This window comes from Microbacterium lacusdiani (assembly GCF_054779895.1).
Genome location: NZ_BAAGXJ010000020.1, coordinates 18,815 through 34,132 on the forward strand (window position 1 = coordinate 18,815; position 15,318 = coordinate 34,132).

General features: G+C 74.1%; 13 protein-coding genes. 7 read left to right on the forward strand and 6 right to left on the reverse strand.

The features are described 5' to 3' along the window. Nucleotides 1-51 precede the first annotated feature (51 nt). A complete protein-coding gene (locus ACYVGN_RS10540) occupies nucleotides 52-1,230 on the forward strand; it encodes an ROK family transcriptional regulator (RefSeq protein ID WP_460790656.1) in 1,179 nt (392 codons plus the stop codon). A gap of 10 nt (nucleotides 1,231-1,240) precedes the next feature. Here ACYVGN_RS10540 and hutI read toward each other — a convergent pair whose 3' ends face one another. Genes hutI through hutU form a run of 4 tightly spaced genes read right to left on the reverse strand, consistent with a single transcriptional unit; the run spans nucleotide 1,241 to nucleotide 6,571 of the window. Continuing rightward, complete coding sequence (gene hutI, locus ACYVGN_RS10545) at nucleotides 1,241-2,413, reverse strand: imidazolonepropionase (protein ID WP_460790658.1); 1,173 nt, start codon at nucleotides 2,411-2,413, stop codon at nucleotides 1,241-1,243. Further along, complete coding sequence (locus ACYVGN_RS10550) at nucleotides 2,410-3,717, reverse strand: formimidoylglutamate deiminase (protein ID WP_460790660.1); 1,308 nt, start codon at nucleotides 3,715-3,717, stop codon at nucleotides 2,410-2,412. The genes hutI and ACYVGN_RS10550 overlap by 4 nt, the downstream gene beginning before the upstream one ends. Beyond that, complete coding sequence (locus tag ACYVGN_RS10555) at nucleotides 3,714-4,922, reverse strand: allantoate amidohydrolase (RefSeq protein WP_460790662.1); 1,209 nt, start codon at nucleotides 4,920-4,922, stop codon at nucleotides 3,714-3,716. Before ACYVGN_RS10555 ends, ACYVGN_RS10550 begins: the two co-directional genes overlap by 4 nt. Next, a complete protein-coding gene (gene hutU, locus ACYVGN_RS10560) occupies nucleotides 4,919-6,571 on the reverse strand; it encodes a urocanate hydratase (RefSeq protein WP_460790664.1) in 1,653 nt (550 codons plus the stop codon). Before hutU ends, ACYVGN_RS10555 begins: the two co-directional genes overlap by 4 nt. A gap of 342 nt (nucleotides 6,572-6,913) precedes the next feature. Here hutU and dhaK point away from each other — a divergent pair, with 342 nt between their 5' ends. The 4 genes from dhaK to ACYVGN_RS10580 all read left to right on the forward strand — a co-directional run bounded on the left by dhaK (nucleotide 6,914) and on the right by ACYVGN_RS10580 (nucleotide 10,318). Beyond that, nucleotides 6,914-7,906, forward strand: a complete 993-nt coding sequence (dhaK, locus tag ACYVGN_RS10565) for a dihydroxyacetone kinase subunit DhaK (protein ID WP_460790665.1) — start codon at nucleotides 6,914-6,916, stop codon at nucleotides 7,904-7,906. A gap of 1 nt (nucleotide 7,907) precedes the next feature. After that, entirely contained in the window at nucleotides 7,908-8,549 is a 642-nt protein-coding gene (gene dhaL, locus ACYVGN_RS10570) for a dihydroxyacetone kinase subunit DhaL (RefSeq protein ID WP_055987821.1), read from the forward strand. Beyond that, nucleotides 8,546-9,259, forward strand: coding sequence for an HPr family phosphocarrier protein (locus ACYVGN_RS10575; protein WP_460790667.1), 714 nt, complete (start codon nucleotides 8,546-8,548; stop codon nucleotides 9,257-9,259). Before dhaL ends, ACYVGN_RS10575 begins: the two co-directional genes overlap by 4 nt. 132 nt (nucleotides 9,260-9,391) lie before the next feature. Continuing rightward, nucleotides 9,392-10,318 carry a J domain-containing protein gene (locus tag ACYVGN_RS10580; RefSeq protein WP_460790669.1) on the forward strand — a complete coding sequence of 309 codons (927 nt, stop codon included), beginning with the start codon at nucleotides 9,392-9,394 and terminating at the stop codon, nucleotides 10,316-10,318. Nucleotides 10,319-10,331: 13 nt separating this feature from the next. Here ACYVGN_RS10580 and ACYVGN_RS10585 read toward each other — a convergent pair whose 3' ends face one another. Continuing rightward, complete coding sequence (locus ACYVGN_RS10585; protein WP_460790670.1) at nucleotides 10,332-11,384, reverse strand: flavin-containing monooxygenase; 1,053 nt, start codon at nucleotides 11,382-11,384, stop codon at nucleotides 10,332-10,334. A 113-nt stretch (nucleotides 11,385-11,497) separates the two neighbouring features. Beyond that, nucleotides 11,498-12,802, reverse strand: a complete 1,305-nt coding sequence (locus ACYVGN_RS10590) for a dicarboxylate/amino acid:cation symporter (RefSeq protein WP_460790672.1) — start codon at nucleotides 12,800-12,802, stop codon at nucleotides 11,498-11,500. A gap of 207 nt (nucleotides 12,803-13,009) precedes the next feature. Between ACYVGN_RS10590 and ACYVGN_RS10595 the strand changes: the two genes are divergently transcribed. After that, complete coding sequence (locus ACYVGN_RS10595; RefSeq protein ID WP_460790674.1) at nucleotides 13,010-14,326, forward strand: HupE/UreJ family protein; 1,317 nt, start codon at nucleotides 13,010-13,012, stop codon at nucleotides 14,324-14,326. 13 nt (nucleotides 14,327-14,339) lie between these two features. Next, nucleotides 14,340-15,101 carry a GntR family transcriptional regulator gene (locus ACYVGN_RS10600; RefSeq protein WP_460790676.1) on the forward strand — a complete coding sequence of 254 codons (762 nt, stop codon included), beginning with the start codon at nucleotides 14,340-14,342 and terminating at the stop codon, nucleotides 15,099-15,101. The last annotated feature ends 217 nt before the right edge of the window (nucleotides 15,102-15,318 follow it).

Consider the following 15,318-nt stretch of genomic DNA (forward strand, 5'->3'; position numbering starts at 1 on the left):
CGCCGCACCATCGGCGCCGAGACCGCGAAGTTAGACTGAAGCGTGGGGAATATGAGCACCGCGACGAGCACGAACGTGTCGCGCGTGTCCCAGCTGTTCCAGCTTCTGCGCGACGGCGTCCCCCGCACCCGGGCCGAGCTCGCGAAGGCCACGGGACTGGCGCGCTCGACGATCGCGGCCCGCGTCGACGAGCTGATGCGCATGGGCCTGATCATCCCGATGGCCGAGGCCGTGTCGACGGGCGGACGCCCGCCGTCCCGCTTCGCCCTGAACCCCGAGGCCCGCGTCGTGCTCGCCGCCGACCTGGGCGCCTCGCACGCCACGCTTGCCGTGAGCGACCTGGCGGGGAGGATCATCGCGCAGCACAGCGAGCGGCTCGACATCGCGCTGGGGCCCGAGCCCGTGCTGACGTGGGTGGTGGACAATGCGACCGCGCTCATGGAGCGGATCGGGCGATCGCGCACCGAGCTGGCCGCGATCGGGATGGGCGTGCCCGGACCCGTCGAGCACTCGACCGGTCAGCCCGTCAACCCGCCGATCATGCCCGGATGGGATCGCGTCGACGTGCCGGGCTGGGTCCGCCGGCATCTGGATGTGCCCGTGCTGGTCGACAACGACGTCAACATCATGGCGCTCGGCGAGCGCGCCACCGCCTGGCCTGCGGTCGACCACCTGATGTTCGTGAAGGTGGCCACGGGCATCGGCTCGGGGATCATCTCGGGCGGCGTGCTGCAGCGCGGAGCGCAGGGCATCGCGGGCGACATCGGGCACGTGCAGGTCGCGCGCGGCGCGGGCGTCCCGTGCCACTGCGGCAACCGCGGCTGCCTCGAGGCGCTCGCGTCGGGGCCCGCGATCGCGCGGGCGCTGCGCGAGCAGGGCATCCCGGCCGAGAACGGCGACGACGTGGTCGACCTCGTCAAGCGCGGCAGCATCGACGCGATCCAGGCCGTGCGCCAGGCCGGCCGCGACATCGGCGAGGTGCTGACGACCGCGGTGAGCCTCGTGAACCCCTCGGTGATCGCGATCGGCGGATCGATGGCCCGCGTCGGCGAGCACCTGATCGCCGGGGTGCGCGAGGTCGTCTACACCCGCTCGATCCCGCTCGCGACCGAGCACCTGTCGATCGTGCAGTCCGCCGCGGCGCAGAACGCGGCCGTGCTCGGGGCCAGCATGCTCGCGATCGAGCACGCACTGTCGCCCGAGTCGCTGCACGCGTTCGTCGCGGCCTGAGTACGCAGGATCAGCCGCGCGGCACCTCGGCTCCGCCGCGCCAGACCCGGTGGGTGAGCTCCATGCCGGGGCGGTAGGCGAAGTGGGAGACCGACGGGGCGTCGATCGCGTGCAGGTCAGCGCGGAAGCCCGGGGCGATCCGGCCGACGGCGTCGTCGCGTCGCAGCGCGATCGCACCGCCGGCCGTCGCCGCCCACACGGCCTCCTCCACGGTCATCCGCATCTGCAGCACGGCGGTCGCGACGCAGAAGGCCATCGACGTCGTGTTCGACGTGCCGGGGTTCGCGTTGCTCGCCAGCGCCACCGTGGCGCCGGCGTCGATCAGCTCGCGCGCGGGCGGGAAGGGCTGGCGCGTGCTGAGGTCGCACGCCGGCAGCAGGGTCGCGACCGTGTCGGATGCGGCGAGCGCGTCGACGTCGGACGCTGAGAGGTGATTGCAGTGGTCGACCGACGCCGCCCCGAGCTCCACCGCGAGCGCGACCCCCTCACCCGGCCCCAGCTGGTTGCCGTGCACCCGCAGACCCAGCCCGGCGCGGCGCCCGGCCTCGAGCACCGCGCGCGACTGCTCGGGGGTGAAGGCGCCGGTCTCGCAGAACACGTCGATCCAGCGGGCGTGCGGCGCGACCGCGTCGAGCATCGGCCCGGTCACGAGCGCGACGTACTGGTCGGCGTCCGTCCCGGGCGGCACCACGTGCGCGCCGAGGAACGTCACGTCCGACGTGATCTCGGCGGCGAGGCGCGCGAGGCGGGCCTCGCCCTCGACGTCCAGCGCGTATCCCGTCTTGACCTCGAGCCACGTGGTGCCAGAGTGCAGGGCGACGTCCCGCGCACGGGCGGCGGCGGCGCGCAGCTCCTCGTCGGACGCCGCCCGCGTGGCGGCCATCGTCGTGCGGATGCCGCCGGCCGCGTACGCGTGCCCGGCCATCCGGTGCTCGAACTCCTCCGAGCGGTCTCCGGCGAACACCAGGTGCGTGTGGGAGTCGACCCAGCCGGGGAGCACCGCGCGCCCCTCGAGGTCCGTGCGCCGGTCGGCGTCGGGGGCCGCGGCCGCGCGCCCGACCCACGCCACGCGCCCATCGTCGACCACGAGCGCCGCGTCGCGGATGCGCCCGCCGAGGCCGGTCTCGACCGCGGGGTCGTTGGTCGTGAGCTCGGAGATGCCGGTGATGAGCTCGCTGGTCATGCGTTCTCCTCGAAGATGCCGTCGACGATCTCGCCGAGGCGGCGCGCCACCGCGGCGGGGTCGGCCTCGACCGCGGCGCCGCCGACCACCGTGCTGCGCACGTCGGCGGCGGTCGCGGTGAGCGCCACCTGCAGCGGCTCGCTGCCGGCGGTGCGCAGCGAGCGGTCGTCGAGCTCGACGAGGTCGAGCGGGCCGCCGAGGCGCGCGGGCGCGGGAAGGCCCAGCGAGCCGTAGCCGCCGTCGGCGCCGATGCGCCACAGCAGGTCGGGGGCCAGGCGCCCGCGGCTGAGCGAGCGCAGCCGCTCCCCCGCCTCGAGGCCGCGCAGCTCGAGCAGCGCGTCGACGACCGCGTTCTGGTCGGAGCCGACCGCGAGCCGCACGCCGGCGCGGACCAGCTCGGCGGCCGGGCCGATCCCGTCGCCGAGGTCGGCCTCGGTGGTGGGGCAGAACACGGCGTGCACGCGCGCGGCGCCCAGCAGCTCGATGTCGCGCGGGGTCAGGTGCGTGGCGTGCACGACCGACAGGCGATCGCTCAGCACGCCGTCCTCGGCGAGCACCTCGGTCGGCGTCAGGCCGTAGGCGCGCACGCTGGCCTCGTTCTCGGCCGGCTGCTCGGACAGGTGGATGTGCAGCGGGACGTCGCGCGGCAGCTCGGCCGCGATGCGCCGGATGTCGCCGCGCGGCACCGCGCGCACGGAGTGGATGGCGGCGCCGAGCGTCACGAGCGGCGAGCGATCCGCGAGCGTCTCGCGCAGCGCGTGCCAGCGCTCCAGCCACCCGGCGGCGTCGCCGTCGCCGAAGCGGCGCTGCTCGGGCGACAGCGCCTCGCCGATCCCCCCGGCGAGATAGCACGTGTCCAGCAGCACCAGCCGGATGCCCGCCGCCTCGGCGGCATCCGCGAGCGCGAGCTCCATGGCGTGATCCGGGTACGGCGTCCCGTCGGGCCGGTGGTGCACGTAGTGGAACTCGCCGACCGCCGTCCATCCGCCGAGGGCCATCTCGCGGAACACCGCCGTCGCGAACTCACGGTAGAGATCCGGATCCAGGCGCGCCGCGGCGCGGTACATGGCCGAGCGCCAGGTCCAGAACGACCCGCTCTCGTGGGTTCGGCCGCGCAGGGCGCGGTGGAAGGCGTGCGAATGCGCGTCGCCGAGGCCGGGCACGGCGAAGTCGAGCGCGACCGCCCCGGGCGGCGGCGCGTCGGCGTGGCGCTCCCCCACCACGAGACCGGCGTCGTCCGCCTCGAACAGCACGCCGCGCAGCACGCGTCCGTCGCGCAGCAGGCGATCCACCCAGACGCTCACGACAGCTCCCGGATCGACTGCGCGAGAGCGTCGACTCCGGCCGCGACGGCCGCGTCGTCGGCCCCCTCCTCGGGCGCGTGCGAGACGCCCGACGGGTTGCGGACGAACAGCATCGCGGTGGGCACATGGGCCGAGAGCACGCCGGCGTCGTGACCGGCGCCGGTCGGCAGCACGGGCACGCCGCCCAGCGCGGCCGCGAGCCGATCGCGCAGCACGGGGTCGAAGCGCACCTCCGCACTGTACGACTCCTCGACGACCGACGCCTCGCAGCCCTCGGCGGCGGCGGCCTCGGCGACCTCGGCCGCGACCTCCTCGACGATCGCGCGGGTGTCCGCCTCCGACGACGCGCGGACGTCCATCCATGCGGCGACGCGCGACGCGATCACGTTCGTGCCGCCGGGGATGGGCTCCAGCCGCCCGATCGTGGCGCGCGCGCCCGACCGGCGTGAGGCCGCGCGACGCGCCGCCGTGATGGCGGCCGCGGCGGGCAGCATCGGATCGCGCCGATCGGCGATCTCGGTCGTGCCGGCGTGGTTGCCCTGACCGCGCACGTCCACGCGCCAGCGGCCGTGCTCCAGGATGGACGACGCCACCGCGACCGGGGCGTCCAGGTCGATCAGGCCCTTGCCCTGCTCGACGTGCAGCTCGACGAAGACGCCGATGCGCGACAGCGCCTCGTCGTCGCGGCCGAACGACGCCAGCCCCGCGTCGCGCGCGGCATCCGCGAAGCTGCGGCCCGTCGCATCCCGGAGCGCTCCGGCGCGCGCCGGATCGATCGCGCCCGACAGCAGCCGGGAGCCGAGGCAGGCGATGCCGAAGCGCGAGCCCTCCTCCTCGGCGAAGACGACGATCGCCAGGGGGCGGGCGGGCGCGAAGCCCTCGGCCTTCAGGCGGGCGACCGCGTCCAGCGCGCTGACGACGCCCAGGGGGCCGTCGTGCGCGCCGCCGCCGGGGACAGAGTCGAGGTGGCTGCCCGTGACGATGGCGTCGGGGCCGGGCTCGCCCCACCACGCCCAGAGGTTGCCGTTGCGGTCGGTCTCGACGCCGAGACCGAGGCGGGTGGCGCGCTCGACGAACCAGTCGCGCAGCGTGCGCTCGGCGTCGTCGAACACGTGCCGCGAGTACCCGCCGCGGCGCAGGTCGCGGCCGATGCCCTCGATCTCCCGCAGGAGACCGAGGGCGTCGAAGGCCGCGGGAGCGGTCACTCGCCCTCCCACATCGGCACGCGCAGGCCGCGCTCGCGCGCGATGTCGGCCGCGTGCTCGTAGCCCGCGTCGACGTGCCTCATGACGCCCGTGCCGGGGTCGTTGGTCAGCACGCGCTCGAGCTTCTGCGCGGCCAGCGGGGTGCCGTCGGCGACCGTCACCTGGCCCGCGTGGATCGAGCGGCCGATGCCGACGCCGCCGCCGTGGTGCAGCGACACCCAGGTGGCGCCCGAGGCCGTGTTGAGCAGGGCGTTCAGCAGCGGCCAGTCGGCGATCGCGTCCGAGCCGTCCTTCATCGCCTCGGTCTCGCGGTACGGCGACGCGACGGATCCGGAGTCGAGGTGGTCGCGCCCGATCACGATGGGCGCCGACAGCTCGCCCGACGCGACCATCTCGTTGAACTTCAGGCCCGCGAGGTGCCGCTCCTTGTAGCCCAGCCAGCAGATGCGGGCGGGCAGGCCCTCGAAGTGCACCTTCTCGCCGGCCTGCGTGATCCAGCGCGCGAGCGCGGCGTCCTCGGGGAAGAGCTCGAGGATGGCGCGGTCCGTCGCCGCGATGTCGGCCGGGTCGCCCGAGAGCGCGGCCCAGCGGAACGGGCCGCGGCCCTCCTCGAACTGGGGCCGGATGTACGCCGGCACGAAGCCCGGGAAGTCGAAGGCCCGCTCGCTGCCGCCGAGCTTCGCCTCGGCGCGCAGCGAGTTGCCGTAGTCGAACACCGCGGCGCCCGCGTCGAGGAACCCGACCATGGCGTCGACGTGCTTGGCCATGGAGCGCCGCGAGCGCTCGGTGAAGCCCTCGGGATCGCGCGCCGCCTCCGCCTTCCAGTCCTCGAACGCGACGTCCTCGGGCAGGTAGGCGAGCGGGTCGTGGGCGCTGGTCTGGTCGGTGACCACGTCGACCGCCACGCCGCGCGCCAGCAGGTCGGGGAACACGGTCGCCGCGTTGCCGACCACGCCGACCGACAGCGCCTCGCCCGCGGCCTTGGCGGCGAGCACGCGCTCCAGCGCGTCGTCGAGCGACGTCGTGTACTCGTCCAGGTAGCCATGCTCCACGCGGCGCGCCAGACGGGACTCGTCCACATCCACGATCAGCACGGCGCCGCCGTTCATCGTGACCGCGAGCGGCTGGGCGCCGCCCATGCCGCCCGCGCCGCCCGTCAGGGTCAGGGTGCCGGCCAGCGACTCCCGTCCGAGCGAGCGGGCGACGGCGGCGAACGTCTCGTACGTGCCCTGCAGGATGCCCTGCGTGCCGATGTAGATCCACGACCCGGCCGTCATCTGGCCGTACATCGTGAGCCCGAGCGCCTCGAGGCGGCGGAACTCGGGCCACGTGGCCCAGTCGCCGACCAGGTTGGAGTTCGCGATCAGGACGCGCGGCGCCCACTCGTGCGTGCGGAACACGCCGACCGGCTTGCCCGACTGCACGAGGAGGGTCTCGTCGGCCTCGAGCGACTCGAGGGTGCGCACGATCGCGTCGTACGCCTCCCACGAGCGCGCGGCCCGTCCGGTGCCGCCGTACACCACGAGGTCCTCGGGGTGCTCGGCGACCTCGGGGTCGAGGTTGTTCATCAGCATGCGGAGCGCGGCCTCCGTCTGCCAGGTCTTGGCGGTGAGAGTGCTGCCGTGCGAGGCGCGGATCCGACGGGCCATGTGTGTTCCTTCGACGGACGGAGGGGCGGGTCACGACCCACAGTGCTCCGCCGCCGCCCGCGGCACAACGGCCCAGGCGGGCACCCCGTCTGGGATCCGAGACCGGGCAGGCCCCACCCATCCGGCCCCGAGATCACATCGGCGCGACCCGGATCACATCCGATCGCCCACCTCACATCCGGATGCGCGTGATCTCGGCGGATCCGTATGATCTCGCGATCGCCCCGCGGACCTGCACGCTTGCGCATCTCCCTAGCGCGGGGCGCGTCGCCGGGTCTAGCGTCGGTCGCGCCGGCACTCCCCCGCCTTCGCCGACGAGGCCATCGAACAGGAGAAGCTCCGATGAAGAAGCTCATCAACACCCCGGCCACCGTCCTCAGCGACGCCCTGCGCGGGATCGCGGCCGCGCATCCCGACGTGACGGTGGACTTCGACAACCGCCTGATCATCAGCAACGCGACGCGCGAGGGGCAGGTCGCCCTCGTCTCCGGGGGCGGATCCGGGCACGAGCCGATGCACGGCGGATTCGTCGGGCACGGGATGCTCGCGGCCGCGTGCGCGGGCGAGATCTTCACCTCGCCCACCCCCGACCAGATGCTCGCCGCCGCGACGGCCGTCGACGCGGGCGCGGGCGTGCTGTTCATCGTGAAGAACTACACGGGCGACGTCCTGAACTTCGAGATGGCGGCCGAGCTGGCCGGCGAGGAGGGCATCCAGGTCGAGACCGTGCTGGTGGCCGACGACGTGTCGGTCGAGGACTCCACCTGGACGGCCGGACGCCGCGGCGTCGGCACCACGGTGATCGTCGAGAAGGTCGCCGGCGCCGCCGCGGCGGAGGGACGCCCGCTCGCGGACGTCAAGGCGATCGCGGAGAAGGTCAGCGCGAACGGCCGCTCGATGGGCATCGCCCTCACGAGCTGCACCGTGCCGGCCAACGGCAAGCCGAGCTTCGACCTGCCCGAGGACGAGATGGAGGTGGGCGTCGGCATCCACGGCGAGCCCGGCCGTCGGCGCGAGAAGCTCGCGTCCGCGCACGACATCGCCGAGGAGATCGTCGGCGCGATCGCGGCCGACTTCGACTTCACGGGCGCGCCGGTCATCGCCCTGCTCTCCGGTCTGGGCGGCACTCCCCTGATCGAGCTGTACGGGATGTACGGCGAGATCGCGCAGGCGCTCGAGTCGCGCGGCATCACGGTGGCGCGCACGCTCGTCGGCGACTACATCACGAGCCTCGACATGGCCGGGTGCTCGCTCACGCTCGTGAGCGCGGACGACGAGATCCTCCGTCTCTGGGATGCGCCGGTCGAGACCGCCGGCCTGCGGTGGGGACGCTGACATGACGGATGCCGTCACGCTCGCCACGGTGGACGCCTGGCTCCGGCGCTTCGCGGCCGAGACCGCCGAGCAGGCCGCGTGGCTCACCGAGCTGGACTCGGCGATCGGCGACGCCGACCACGGCACGAACCTGGCACGCGGCATGGCCGCCGTGGTCGAGAAGCTCGACGCGGCGCCGCCCGCGGACATCCCGGCGCTGCTGAAGGCGGTCGGGATGACGCTCATCTCGAAGGTCGGCGGGGCCAGCGGATCGCTGTACGGCTCGTTCTTCCTCGAGGCGGGCAAGGCCGCGGCCGGAGCCGACGACCTGGACGGCCGCGCCCTCGAGGCGGCGCTGCGGGCGGGCGTGGGCAGCATCGTCGCGCGAGGCAAGGCGGAGCCGGGTGACAAGACCATGCTCGACGCGCTGCTGCCGGCGGTCGACGCCCTCCAGGCCGCGCTGACGTCGGGATCGGCGCTGGGAGACGCCGTGTCCGCGGCATCTGACGCCGCGGCGGCGGGGCGCGACGCGACCGAGCCCCTCGTGGCCCGCAAGGGCCGCGCGTCGTACCTCGGCGAGCGCAGCGCGGGTCACCTCGACCCGGGTGCGGCCTCCTCCGCGATCCTCGTCAAGACGCTGGCCGACACGGTGACGGCCGCGTGATCGGCCTCGTGATCGTCTCGCACAGCGAGCCGCTCGCCCGGGCGACGGTCGACCTGGCGATGCAGATGGTGCACGGCGATCCGCCGCCGGTGCGGCTCGCGGCGGGCGCGGCCGACGGGTTCGGCACGGATGCCGTCGCGATCGCCGACGCCATCGACGCGCTCGCCGACGCGGACGGCGTCGTGGTGCTGACCGACCTCGGCTCGGCCGTGATCAGTGCGGAGTTCGCCCTGGACCTGCGCTCCAGCACGCATCCTGTTCGGATCAGCGACGGCCCCCTCGTGGAGGGGACGACGGCCGCGCTCGTGCGGGCGGCCGGCGGCGGCACGCTCGACGAGGTCGCCGCGGAGGCGGACGGCGCGCTGGGCGCCAAGCGGCGCGGCGACGCCGAGCCCGCCGGCTCCGAGCCGGACGACGGCGGCGACCGGGCGTCCGCCGAGGTGACGATCCGCAACCCCCTCGGCCTGCACTCGCGCCCGGCGGGCACCTTCGCGCGCGCCGCCGCGGGCTTCGCCTCCGACATCCGGGTCACGGACCTCACGGCCGGGAGGGGCCCCGCGAACGCCGCCAGCCTCGTCGCGCTCCTCGCCCTCGGCGCGACGGGCGACCACGTCGTGCGGATCGAGGCGACGGGCCCCGACGCCCGCGAGGCGGTGCAGACCCTGGAGGACCTGATCGAACAGGGTTTCGGGGAGCTGCCGGCGGGCTGAGGCCGGGCGTCCGGGTGCCTAGCGGCCCTTCTGGGTGCGCAGAAGGGCACATCCGCACCGGATCGCACGGGACCACCGAGGCACTGTCGGTGCGTCGAGGGATACCCTGGACACCTTGCCCGGAGGAGCACCATGTTCGACAGCCCGCTCTCGAGCTCGGCGTACGAGGTTCTCGGCGTCGAGCCGACGGTCGACGAGGCGGAGCTGCGCCGCGCGTACCGGCTGCGGCTGCGGCAGACGCATCCCGACACCGGCGGCGACGCGACGATGTTCATCCAGGTGCAGCGCGCCTGGGAGCTGATCGGCACGCCCGAGGGCCGTGCGGCGTACGACCGGGGCCACGGCTTCGCGGCCGGGAGCGACGCGGGCGCCGTCTGGCGCGGATGGAGCACCCCGACCGCGCGTGCGGACACCCGCCCGCGCGCCCGGTCGTACGGCCACCCCGGCGGATGGCGCCGGGAACGGTACCTCGACCTGATCCGCGAGTGGGCGGGCCGCGGCGTGGAGGTCCCCGATCCCTACGACCCGGCGCTGGTGCGCGGGGCGCCGCGGGAGCTGAAGCGCATGCTGGCCGACGCGCTGGCCGAGGAGGCCACGGCGCGCACGATCGCCGACCTCGGCATGGGGTTCACCGTGTGGCACGACGTCGCGATCGGCGACGACCCGGAGGACAAGCTCGACCATGTCGTCCTCAGCCCGTCGGGCCTGTACGGCGTGATGTCCGAGGACTTCGGGGACGTCGTCCGCTTCCGGCGCGGCGAGATCATCGGCCCCGACGTGGGCCCCCACGCGCCGATCGCCGGCCTGCTGCGTCGGATGCGCGTGGTGTCCCGCGCCGCGCGGGTGCGGTTCGGAGGCGCGGTCCTGGTGCTGCCGGACGAGGACCTCGCCCAGCCGATCTCGCCGCTCGGCAGCGTCCGCAGCGTGCCCGTGGTGGTCGTGGGACGCAGCGCCCTCCGCACCGTCCTCCGCGGCGGGGTGCCGGGCGCGCGCCCCATCGGCGGCAACGAGCTGTTCGACGTCCGCACGCGCCTGCAGAGCACGATCCGGTTCGTCTGATCCGGCGGCGGGCTCAGCGGCGCCCGAGCGTGGCGACCACCCGCGCGGCGTCGCCGCCGACCCCGCCCAGCAGGTGCGACGCCAGCCGGGTCTGGAACGGGATGCCGACGAAGCCGAGCCCCGGCACCCCGGGCGGCACGCCGAACGGGGCATCCGGGTATCCGCGGGCGTCGTAGGCGAGCCGCGGCACCTCGAGCCACGAGAAGTCGCCCCGGAATCCCGTAGCCCACACCACCGCGTCCACGTCGATGGGCCGCCCCGCCACAGAGGGCCGCCCGTCCGCGACGCCGTCCACGCGCCCGACCTCGGCGACTCCCGCCGCGCGCAGCTCCTCGGGCGAGATCCGGATGAGCGGTGCGCCGTGCGCCGTGGCCTTGGGCGCGATCCTGCGCCCGACGGGCGTGGCGCGGTTCAGAACCTGCGTGACCACGAGCCACCACAGCTCCCCCGCGACTGTGAGGAACAGCGGCGGGACCGTCGGGGTCGGCCGCCCCGCGATCGTCACCTGCCGCCCGGCGGTCGCCAGCTCCCGGGCGATCTCGGCGCCGGAGGTGCCGTACCCCACCACCAGCACCCGGTCCCCCTCGACGTCGTCGGGCCGCCGGTACGCGCTCGAGTGCAGCTGCGGCAGCGCGATTGCCGATGCGGCATCCGGCAGCCGGGGCACGCTCGTCGCGCCCGTCGCGACGATGACCGACGGCGCGTGAAGGACGTCGTCGCCGGCGACGACGGCGTAGCCGTCGCCCTCCGGCCTCACGGCGGTCACGCGCGTGCCCGAGCGGACGGGAAGGTCGAACGCCGCGGCATAGGCCTCCAGGTAGTCGGCGACCTCGTCGGCGGTCGGGAAATAGCCGCCCCGCCCCGGCCACGGGCGCCCCGGCAGTCCGTCGTGCCGGGCCGGGGTGAACAGCCGCAGCGACGCCCATCGCCGCCGCCACGTGTCGCCCACCCGGGTCTCGGCATCCAGGATGACGAAGTCCGCGCCCGACCGCTGGAGGTGATGCCCGGCCGCCAGACCGGCCTGGCCGCCGCCGATCACGATGACGTCATGCGCTGCGCTCGCCATGGCGCACCTCCCGCGACAGTGCCCGACGGGCCCACGGGTAGACCGGGCGTCTACTCAGTCGAATGCTGTTCCTGCCGCGGGTCCGCGTGAAGGGCCCCGACGCGCGCTGGCGCTCAGTCGGCGGCGTCGGCCTTCTCGAACGTCTCGCGGCGCTCCTCGAGGTCGATCTCCTCGGTCGTCATGGACTTCGTGCCGTTGTAGACGTGGCGGTCGATCTCGTTCGTGTTCTGCGCCACGAGCATGGCCACGAGGGTGTCGCCGTTGACGTTCAGGAACGTGCGCAGCACTCCCGTGAACCAGTCCACCGCGATCAGCAGGCCCACGGCCTCGATCGGAAGGCCCACCGAGGTCGCGAGGAACATCGCGACGACCGGGAAGCCGCCGGGGACCGTGATCGTGCCCATGTTGAGCAGGATGGCGAGCGCCATCCCGAGCACGACCTGCCCGATCGTGAGGTCGACGCCGCCCGCCTGCGCGAGGAACAGCACGACGATCGTGTAGTTCAGCACCGCGCCGCACGAGCCCATGGTCATGCCGATCGACAGCGTGAAGTCGGCCACCCGCCGGCTGATGCCGACCTTCTCGACCGCGTTGCGCAGCACCGTCGGGAACGTCACCGCCGAGCTCGTCGTGGTCACGGCGACGGCGGTCTGCTCGGCGAGCTTGGCGGGCAGCCTCCACGGATTCAGGCGGGTCCGGAGCACGACCACGCCGACCATGAGCAGCAGGATGATCACGACGCCGACCAGGGTCGTCGCGAGGTAGGCGAGGACCGACGTGACGACCGCGAACCCGACCCGGCCCGCCAGGTCCGCGAGCAGGCAGAAGACGCCGACGGGGGCGATCCGCATGACCATCCGGATCATCGTGAGCACGATCTGCTGCAGCTGGTCGAAGAAGTCCAGCACCGTGCGCCGGCCGGTCTTGGCGACGAACGTGTTCAGCGCGGCGCCGAACAGAAGAGCGAACACGATGATCGGCACCATGGTGCCGCTCGCCATCGCGTCGACGACGTTGGTCGAGACGAAGTTCAGGATGGTCGTCTGCCAGTCCTGCGCGCCCGCGGCCGCCGACTCCTCGAGCGCGGGATCGATCTCGCCGTCGAAGGCCATGCCGACACCCGGCTGGAACAGCGTGGCGAGACCCCACGCGAGCACGGCCGCCACGGTCGAGAAGGCGAGGATCCAGCCGAAGGTCGCCGCGGCGAGGCGCCCGGCGCCCTTGCCGCTCATGGCCCCGGTGGCCACGATCACCGAGGCGAGCACGAGCGGCACGATCGACATCTGGATGAGCCGGATGAACAGGTCGCCGACGAACTTGAGGTTCCCCGCCCACTCCCCCACCACGAGGCCGAACACGATGCCGAGGATCGCGGCGAGCAGGATCTGCAGGGCCGGGGATGCGAGCGCCTTCTTCATGGCGCGAAGCTATCGGCGGCCTGTTTCCTGCGGCCGCGGCCCGCGTGACGGGTGGGTTACCGCGGATCCCACCAGAAGTCCGCGATCCGGAGGGCCCGCGATCCGTTGGGGTACGTGTGATCGTCCTCGGGTGTTCGACTGGGCGTCGTCCGCCGTTCACCGAGATACCGGAAGGTGCTGGCATCCCCCTCTCCGAAAGGAGCCGTCGTGCCTCGACGCCTTCTCGCCGGGCTGCTCCTGCTGCTCGCCCTGGCGATCCCCGCGGCCCCGGCCGCCGCGCACAGCTACGCCGCGACCGCCTATGCCGACCTCACCGAGCCGGAGCCGGGCCTCGTGCGCTCCGTGCTGGATCTCGAGTACGTGCTGCTCGCCACCGACGGCGCGCGCGAGATGGGCGACACGACCTTCGAGCCCGACGCGTACGCCGATGTGCAGGCCTCGGGCCACGACCCGGCCAAGCTCACCACCCGCATCCTCGAGCAGCACACCGACACCGTGTCCGGCTACGTGCTTCCCCGCTGGACCGTCGCGCCTGCCGAGGGCGCGGGCGCGTGCCCGAACCGGATCGCCGCGCCGTACGAGATCGTCCTGATCGAGAACGTGCCGCACGCGCGCGTCGTCGTCGAGTCGGACTGCCGGGGGCTGGTCAGCGAGCACGCGCCGGCGTACCGGATCACGACCGAGCTGTTCCCCGGCACCGAGCCCGGCGGCATGACGACGACCATCGTCTCGTACGACCTCGTCTCGGGCTCGGGCGTCGCGGAGCTCGACACCGACGCCGACCCGAGCATGACGACCACCCAGGACTGGGGCTCGCGCATGTGGGACTTCTTCGTGCTGGGCGGGGAGCACCTGCTCTTCGGGCTCGACCACATTCTGTTCCTGCTGGCCCTGATCGTCGGCTCGCGGCGGCTGCGCGACATCGTGCTCGCGGCGACCGCCTTCACGGTGGCGCACTCGGTGACGTTCATCCTCGCGGCGCTCGGCGTGGTGAGCGTGCCGGGCGCGATCGTCGAGCCGATCATCGCGCTGTCGATCGCGATCGTGGCGCTGTGGCACCTGTGGGGCGTGTTCCGGCGCCGCGCGGGCGACTACTCGCCCGGGCAGGATCAGCCGGATGCGCCCCGCGCACAGGCCGCGTCGAGCGGCGGCGGCGTCGCCACGCTGGAGCGCGTCGAGGTCGCGACCGAGGCCGCCCCGGCCCGCAGCCGCCCGGGTCTCACGCGCGCCGACGCCCTCCGCATCCTCGTGGTGTTCCTGTTCGGCCTGATCCACGGCGTCGGCTTCGCCGGCGCCCTGGGCATCGCCGAGCCGTTCTCGTGGGGCCTGCTGGGCGCCCTTCTGGTGTTCAACGTGGGCATCGAGGTGGTGCAGCTCGGCATCATCGTCGTGGTGTTCCCCGCCCTGGCCCTGCTGCGACGCCGCATGCCCGCGGCCGGGCTCTGGGTCGGCGTGGCCACGGCCGCTGTCGTCGCCGCGGTCGGTCTGTACTGGTTCGTCGAACGTGTGCTCGCCGGCGGCTGAGGCCTCCCTGCGGGTGGCCACGGCGCTGCGCGCCGTGCCGCCCCGCGCACAGCGGGCCGGATCCGCCGCCGCGGCGTCGTCGGCGCGTGAGATCGCCGACGACCTGCGCCGGCGGATCCTCGACGGGGAGTTCGTCACGGGGACCCGCCTGGCCAGCGAGCACGCGCTCGCCGAGGAGTACGAGGTGTCGCGCGCCACGATCCGCACGGCGCTCGCGGCGGTCGCGCGGCGGGGCCTGATCGAGCCGCACCGCAACGCCGGCTGGTTCGTGCGGCTGGTCGATCAGGTGCAGGGCTTCGATCGGATGCGGTCCTTCACCCAGTGGGCGGAGGGGCGCGGCATGTCGCCCGGCGGCCGCATCGTGCAGCGCGAGCACGTGACCGCGACCGTCCGCGAGGCGCGGCTGCTGCGCGTCCGCTTCGGCGAGCGGCTGCTGCGGTTCACGCGCATCCGCACGCTCGACGGACGCGTCGTGATGGTCGAGCGCTCGACGTGGGCGCCGTGGGTGATGCCCCTCATGGAGGCGGTGCCGGTCGACGTGGTCTCGACCACCCGCGCGCTCGCCGAGGCCGGCGTCGAGGTCGTGCTCGGCACCCACCGGATCTCGGCCGTGCCGGCGTCCAGCGACGACGCGCGCCTGCTGGGGGTGCGCCGTTCGAGCCCGCTGCTGGCCGTGCACCGCTCGACGTTCGCCCGCGACGGGCGCGCCGTGGAGTTCGGCGAGGACCGCTACCTGTCCGGCGAGTTCGCGTTCGAGGTGACGGCCGGCCCGTAGCGCGCCGCGCCCAGTGTGCACAGTGGGCGCGGCGATCCGGCCGCTGCGGGCGCCGCGACACCCGGGCGACGACGGCAGTTCATCCGGCGGCCACCCGGCGGCGGTGGCCTGGACGCGACCCTTTCCGTCGACCTTTGGAGTTCGTCGTGTCCACACCCGCCCCCTCCCCCGGGCGCGCACTCGGGCCGGCCGCGCGCTGGCGGTCGCCGCGACCGTC